Consider the following 2,160-nt stretch of genomic DNA (forward strand, 5'->3'; position numbering starts at 1 on the left):
GCTGCTGGTGGAGCCGTTGTTGCCGTCCTCCGTCCGGCCGCCCCCTCGGACACCGTCGACCAGCGTGAAGCTCGTAGCGCTGCCCGAGGTCTCGATGCCGACCGAGCCCAGGTAGAGGCTGTTGCCGGTGCCCGTGACCTCCACGACGGTGTCCCACGAGTCCACGACGGCGCCGGTGCGGGCGTCGACGCTGACCGTCCGGCCGACCGGCTGGTCCTGGGCGCCCACGCCGTCCACCGCGGTCTGCCAGACCAGGCGGGGGGCCCCGCGCAGGGCGTACACCGAGAGCTCCGGCGTCGAGCTGGTCACCCGGAAGCCGACGCTGGACGCGGCGACATCGGCCGCCCGCTGCGGCGAGACCGCGGCTCGGGTGCTGGCGAGTGAGACCCGGGCGCTGCTCGCGCGGTCCGCGCCGCGGAAGCCGCCCTGCGCGCCCTGGTGCACGACCAGGTCGCCGCCGAGCACCGGCAGGCCGTCGTACGTGCGGTCGAAGCGGACGTGGGCCGAGCCGTCGGCGTCGAGGACGACGTCCTTGACCTGGAGGGCCTGGCCCCTCGCCCAGCCGAGGGAGTCGGCGTGCGCCGCGACCTGGTCGCGCGCCCGGTCGACGGCCGCGGAGCGGGGGCTGGCGGCGTTGGCCGGGGTGCCGACGACGGCTGTGATCGTGCCCGCGACGGTGGCTGCCGCGGTGATGACGGCGACGCGCGCCAGTCGTGAGGTGTGACCCACAGGGCATCCTTCGAGGTCGGCCGCGGCGTGCACGGCCCGGTGGCGCCAGGCACATGAATCCCGGCGGGGCCGCTCGTGGGCCTGGCGCACTGTGCCTCATCGGCTGTCACCACGGCCACAGCCGAACGATTGAGTTTGCGCGATGTTTACCCGAGTTGCCCCGGTCCGGGCGTTCTGGTCGTCAGGTTCCGGCCGCTGGACGCGGGATGCGGGACCTGGAGGTCAGCCCACGGTCGACCAGGCGACGACGCCGCGGCGCAGCGCAGTCGCGGCCTCGCGCGCGACCTCGCCGACCCTGGCGGCTCCGGCGCCGTCTCCGGGCGGACGATCCCCCACCCGGACGGAATCGGTGACCTGGCCGAGCAGGTCGATCACCTGCTTGGTCCACCGGACGAAGTCGCCCGCCGGCAGCTCGGCGTCCTGCAGCACCTGGTCCAGGGGGTGGCCGGACGCCCAGCGGTAGGTGGCCCAGACGAAGCCCAGGTCGGGCTCGCGCGGCCCGTCGATGCGGTGCTCGTGCTCGCGACCCTCGATCTCACCCCAGATCCGCACCGTCTCCGCGAGCGCGTCCCGGGCCGGGCCGTGCGGCAGCCGCGGGTCGCGCGCGTCGTCGGGCTGGCGGGACTCGAAGACCAGGGCCGACACGCAGGCGGCCAGCTCGGCCGGGTCCAGGTCGGCCCACACCCCGCGGCGCAGGCACTCCGCCGCGAGCAGGTCCAGCTCGGAGTAGAGCTGGCCGAGCCGACGCCCGTCGTCGGTCACCCGGTCGCCGTCGAGGTAGCCGAGCTCCTGCAGCAGCGCGCAGATCCGGTCGAAGGTGCGCGAGATGGTGTGCGTGCGGTTGCGCACACGGCGCTGCAGCGCCTCGGTCTCGCGTGCCAGCCGCTGGTGGCGCTCGGCCCATCGGGCGTGGTCCTCGCGCTCCGCGCAGCCGTGGCACGGGTGGGCGCGCATCTCCTGCCGCAGCCGGGCCAGCTCGGTGTCGTCGGCGGCGGCCGATCGGGGCCGCCGCTGCCGGTGCTCCGGCTGGTCGGCAAGACCCGTGTTGCGCAGTGTCGAGGCGAGGTCGCGGCGTGACGACGGGTTGCGCGGGTTGAACGACTTGGGGATGCGCAGGGAGCGCAGCGACTCGACCGGCGTCGGGAAGTCCTGCGCGGACAGCCGCCGGACCTGGCGCTCCGCGGTCAGCACGGTGGGTCGGGGGCCGTCGGCGCCGCCGGCGAGACCGGGGTCGAGCACCAGCGCGAGCCCGCCCCGCCGCCCGGCCGGCACGACGATGACGTCGCCGGGCCGCAGCCGCTCGAGCGAGGCGGTGGCGGCGGCCCGGCGGTTGGCCGCACCGGCCCGGGACAGCTCCGCCTCCCGGTCGGCGATGGCACGCCGCAGCCGCGAGTAGGCGGCGAAGTCGCCCAGGTGGCAGGTCATCGCCTC

At 75.7% G+C, this 2,160-nt stretch carries 2 protein-coding genes; both read right to left on the bottom strand.

From position 1 onward, the window contains the following. On the bottom strand, window positions 1–729 hold a 729-nt coding region (locus VK640_13645; protein ID HTE74225.1), incomplete at its 3' end, for a peptidase M4 family protein. A 222-nt stretch (window positions 730–951) separates the two neighbouring features. Then, the coding region (locus tag VK640_13650) for an RNA helicase (GenBank protein HTE74226.1) at window positions 952–2,160 on the bottom strand (1,209 nt) is incomplete at its 5' end.

The sequence above is a fragment of the Actinomycetes bacterium genome (assembly GCA_035489715.1).
GTDB lineage: Bacteria > Actinomycetota > Actinomycetes > JACCUZ01 > JACCUZ01 > DATHAP01.